Genomic DNA, 4,258 nt, shown 5'->3' with positions numbered 1-4,258 from the left:
TGCTGCAGGTGGCGCGTGAGCTGCTGCTGGACGTCGGTTTCGAGTCGTTCACGTGCGAGGAGGTCGCACACCGGGCCGGGCTGCCGATCGGGACGCTCTACCAGTTCTTCCAGAACAAGTACGTCATCGTGTGCGAGCTCGACCGGGTCGACGCCGTGGCGGTGCGTCTGGAGCTGCAGAGCTTCGCGGACGCGATCCCGTCGCTCGACTGGCTCAAGTTCCTCGACCGGCTCGTCGACCACATGGCGGCGCTGTGGGCCAACGACCCGTCGCGCCGCGCGGTGTGGCTCGCGGTGCAGTCGACCCCGGCGACCCGGGCGACCGCCGCGGTGACCGAGCGCGAGCTCGCCGCCGAGGTGTCCCGGGCCCTGGCCCCCCTGACCCCCGGAACCCCCCGCGAACGCCGCACGATCATGGCCGAGGTGCTGGTCCACGTCGTCTACTCGATGCTCAACTTCTCGATCCGCGACGGCCAGGAGCACAGCGAGTCGATCATCGAGCTCAAGCGACTCCTCGCGGCGTACCTGCTGAGCGCCGAGCACTCCTGACTCCCCCGGGGGCGTCGGTTTACCACGGTCCCTGAGCAAACCTGCACGTCCCGCAGGAAGTTTCCCCCGGTGCGCGCAGGACTGCTCTGGGGCGTCACGCCATCCACACCCGGATGATGTCCGCCCGGCCGTGCACAGGACCGGACGAGGACGCCCCGCTGCCGCCCGAGGCAGCGCCACCCTCGAATCATGGACGATCTCATTCCCATAGCCGAGGCCAACGGCGGCTACCTCATGCGGCACCAGCTCATCGCCATCGGATACTCCGACCGGACGATCCGCCACGCCGTCAAGACCGGGCGCCTGACCCGCCTGCGGCACGGGACGTACGCCGTCACCGCGATGCACCGGACGCGGGACGCAGCGGCACGTCACTGCGTCCTGGTCCGCAGCGTGCTCGACAAGCTCGGGCCCGACGTGGTCGCCTCGCACCAGTCGGCCGCCGCATTGCACGGGCTCGACCTCTACGGGGTCAGCCTTCGGAAGATCCACGTGACCCGCCTGGACGGCCTGCCCGGGCACACCGAGGCAGGGGTGATCTTCCACGAGGGCCGGGCCGACCCCGACCACGACGTCGAGACGGTCGACGGCCGACTCGTGGTGCGGAAGGAGCGTGCCGTCGTGGAGACCTCCAGCATCTCGACGATCGAGGCCGGCATGGTCGTCGCGAGCTCGCTCCTGCGGTCCGGCGCCGTCACGAAGGTGGCGCTCGAGGAGCACGCCCGGACGTACGAGCGCTGGCGCGGCACCCGGACGGCGCGGGTCGCGATCCGCCTGTCCGACGGGCGCCTGGAGACCGTCGGAGAGGTCCGCTCGCTCCACATGATGTGGCGCCACCACATCCCTCACCCGGAGCTGCAGTTCGTGGTGACGACCGCGTCAGGACGGGAGGTCGCCCGCACCGACTTCGCCTGGATCTGGTCCCGCCACACCGGCGAGTTCGACGGCCTCAAGAAGTACGGTCGACTCAACCCGTTCGCCGACGACCCCGGCCGCATCATCGAGAAGGAGAAGATCCGCGAGGACCTCGTTCGCGACGAGCTCCTCGGGATGTCGCGATGGGTCTGGGCCGGCCTGGACGAGTCCACGCAGGAGAAGACCGCCGACAAGATCAAGCAGTCGATGGAGCGGTCTCGGAGGCTCTACGCCCGGAACGCCACCGTCATCCCGCTGAGCTGACCCACACCCCGGGACGCAGACCCACTGCCCCGAGCACTCCTGCGCCTCCCGCGGGAAACTTCCTGCGGGATGCGCCAGCTTGCTCAGGGACCGTGGTAAACCGACGGCAGCTAGGAGGACAGGATCACGTATGCCACCGCGTACTCGCCGTCGTGGCTCAGCGAGACCGACAGGGTCAGGCCGTCGAGGTGCTTGGCCACCTCGCCGTGCAGCCGGACGCGGGGGCGCCCCCAGGCGTCGGTCACGAGCTCGATCAGGTGGTGCACATGCTCGTCCATGACCGGTGGCGCGCCGTGCAGCGAGGCCGACCACGCCTTGATGACCGCCTCCTTGGCGGCCCACCGGGCGGCGAAGTGACGCGCGGAGTCAGAGGGATGACTCCGCGCGTCACTCCGTTCACCGGGGAGGAATGCCGCTTCGAATCCGGTACCGGGTCGATCGAGCTGGTCCCCGAACGAGGGAACGTGGACCAGATCGACACCGACGCCCAGGATCGTCATTGGCAGGCAACGCCGTAGTAGGCGCCGTCCTCCCCGAGCCGCGCCTGCGGGTCCAGGAGCATGCCAGCCTCCCGGGTCCGCACTCCCTCGCTGCCGAGGCGTCGGTCGGCCGGGCGCTCGTACAGGGAGGGGCCCCCGTACATCGCCCGGACCAGACGCATCCGGCCCTCGATGGCGCGGGCCTGCGCACGCTGGGCGTACGCATCGCGGTCCGCGGCCGGCAAGGTCGCGAGGAATGCCTGGGGGTGGACGATCGCGAGCAGCCCGGCGACGTGGCCGAAGCCGAGGCTCGTGACCAGTCCGGCCTTGAGCTGACCCGTCGCGAGCGGCTCACGCAGCCACACGAGGTGCTCGTGCTCGGCCAGGTCGTCCATGACGCAGTCGAGGCTGCGGTTGGGCGGGATGACGCCGCCGGTCAGCACCTGGGTCAGCCCGACGATCTGGAACGCCGCCGCACCACCCTTGGCGTGCCCCGTCAGGGTCTTCTGCGAGATCACGAACAGCGGGTTGCCCTCGCTGCGGCCGATCGCCGAGGCGAGCCGCTCGTGCAGCTCGGACTCGTTGCGCTCGTTGACGCCGGTCGACGTGTCGTGCTTGGACAGGACGCCGATGTCGTCGGCGGTCAGGCCCAGCGCCGCCAGCGACTTCGCCAGCGCCGACTCACGTCCACCCAGACCGGCGGCGAGCGCACCGAGACCGGGCGCGGGGATCGACGTGTGCACGCCGTCCGCGAACGATCCGGCGTACGCGACCACACCCAGGACGGGCAAGCCCATCTTGGCCGCGACGTCGCCGCGGGCCAGCAGGATCGTGCCGCCGCCCTGCGACTCGACGAAGCCGCCGTAGCGGCGGTCGTTGCCGCGGCTGAAGTAGCGGTCCTCGAGGCCCTTGGCGGCCATCGCGGCGGAGTCGGCCGTGGCAGACATGTCCGCGAAGCCGACGATGCCCTCGACGCTCAGGTCGTCGAAGCCGCCCGAGACCACGAACTCGGCCTTGCCGAGACGGATCTTGTCGACCCCCTCCTCGACCGAGACGGCGGTCGTGGCGCACGCGGCGACGGGGTGGACCATCGCGCCGTACGAGCCGACGTACGACTGCACGACGTGCGCCGCGATGACGTTGGGCAGCGCCTCCTGCAGGATGTCGTTGGCCTTGCTCTCGCCCAGCAGGGTGTCCAGGTAGAGCGACTGCATCGACTGCATGCCGCCCATCCCGGTGCCCTGCGTGTTGGCCACGAGCGCGGGGTGGACCCAGCGCATGAGCTCCGACGGCGTGAAGCCGCCGGACAGGAACGCGTCGACGGTGCAGATCAGGTTCCACAGCGCGACCCGGTCGATCGACTCGACCATCTCGGCCGGGACGCCCCACACCGTGGGGTCGAAGCCGGTCGGGATCTGCCCGCCGACCGTGCGGGTCAGCGCCATGCGTCGCGGGACGCGGATCTCGGTGCCGGCCTTGCGGGTCACGGTCCAGTCACCGTCCGCCGTGGCGGCGATGACCGTACGCTCGGGGTCCGCGTCGCGCAGGGCGCGCGCCTCGGCCTCGCCCGAGACCGTGAACGACAGGTCCTTGTCGAGGTAGACCGACGTCAGCAGCGGGGCCGAGTTGTCGACCATGTTGCCCTCGTCGACGTAGCGGCGGATGCCGCACGCCTCGCGGACAGCGTCCTCGTAGCGGTCAGTGAGATCGGCCTCGTCGACCTTCTCCTGCGTCGCGGTGTCGTACCAGCCGCCGCCCTGCTCGTCCCAGCTGACCAGGCCGGTCGACCAGGCGAGCTCGAGCACGCCGGCCGCCGACAGCTCGTCGTGGACCTCGACCTCGAAGCGCGTGCGGGCTGAGCCGTACGGCCCGAGCTCACCCGCGCCGACGATGACGACGAGGTCCTCCGGACGGGCGTCGATCGACGCCCAGTCGAGCGTGTCGACCCGGTCGAGCTGCGCCGGCGAGGGGGCGAGCGCCGAGATCGTGGCACGCGTGTCCTCGGCCGGGGCCGTGGGCCGCTCGACGCCCTCGGCGAGGGCCTTCATGTCG

At 70.7% G+C, this 4,258-nt stretch carries 4 protein-coding genes; 2 read left to right on the top strand and 2 right to left on the bottom strand.

From position 1 onward, the window contains the following. The coding region (locus tag JWQ91_RS08355; protein WP_297782404.1) for a TetR/AcrR family transcriptional regulator at positions 1 to 548 on the top strand (548 nt) is incomplete at its 5' end. Between the two features lie 189 nt (positions 549 to 737). Further along, entirely contained in the window at positions 738 to 1,727 is a 990-nt protein-coding gene (locus JWQ91_RS08350; RefSeq protein WP_297782403.1) for a type IV toxin-antitoxin system AbiEi family antitoxin domain-containing protein, read from the top strand. Positions 1,728 to 1,837: 110 nt separating this feature from the next. Here the strand turns inward: JWQ91_RS08350 and JWQ91_RS08345 are convergent, their stop codons facing one another. Together JWQ91_RS08345 and JWQ91_RS08340 are read right to left on the bottom strand one after the other, a co-directional pair. After that, positions 1,838 to 2,227: a holo-ACP synthase gene (locus tag JWQ91_RS08345; protein ID WP_297782402.1), complete on the bottom strand. Its 390-nt coding sequence runs from the start codon at positions 2,225 to 2,227 to the stop codon at positions 1,838 to 1,840. Next, positions 2,224 to 4,258, bottom strand: a 2,035-nt coding sequence (locus tag JWQ91_RS08340) for a beta-ketoacyl synthase N-terminal-like domain-containing protein (RefSeq protein ID WP_297782401.1), incomplete at its 5' end; no start/stop codon positions are given. The genes JWQ91_RS08345 and JWQ91_RS08340, both read right to left, overlap by 4 nt.

This window comes from Aeromicrobium sp. (assembly GCF_025965075.1).
Lineage (GTDB): Bacteria > Actinomycetota > Actinomycetes > Propionibacteriales > Nocardioidaceae > Aeromicrobium.
This window is presented reverse-complemented; position numbering and strand designations above follow the sequence as displayed.

Excerpts from the sequence above, each read along its gene's own strand:
- JWQ91_RS08350 (WP_297782403.1), top strand. The coding sequence starts at position 738 with ATGGACGATCTCATTCCCATAGCCGAGGCCAACGGCGGCTACCTCATG.
- JWQ91_RS08345 (WP_297782402.1), bottom strand. The coding sequence starts at position 2,227 with ATGACGATCCTGGGCGTCGGTGTCGATCTGGTCCACGTTCCCTCGTTC.